Annotated in this window: 1 protein-coding gene; it reads left to right on the top strand. The window is 65.6% G+C overall.

Features of this window, described 5'->3' with window-relative positions; genetic code table 11:
- Window positions 1-259: RraA family protein (locus tag MD273_RS18675; RefSeq protein ID WP_502846086.1), on the top strand; the 259-nt coding region annotated here is incomplete at both ends.

Raw genomic sequence — 259 nt, 5'->3', positions numbered from 1 at the left:
GACGCTGCAGTTTCTGCCCAAGCGGGAAGACGTCTACGACATCGACGAATATGAAAACCCGGAAGCCCAGATGCACCGCCAGGTGCTCTACCAGGTCGAAGAGGGCGACGTCGTCGTCGTCGACGCCCGCGGCGACATGCGCAGCGGTATCTTCGGCGAGATGATGGTGACCTACATGGCCGGCCGCGGTGGCGCCGGCATCGTCGTGGACGGCTGCATCCGCGACAGCCGCAAGGCGCTGGCCACCGGCCTTCCGATG

It is taken from the genome of Marinobacter sp. C7 (assembly GCF_022343555.1).
In the GTDB taxonomy this organism is placed as follows: Bacteria; Pseudomonadota; Gammaproteobacteria; order Pseudomonadales; family Oleiphilaceae; genus Marinobacter.
The sequence above is the reverse complement of the archived record's forward strand: the minus strand, read 5'-3'. Positions and strand labels throughout refer to the sequence as shown.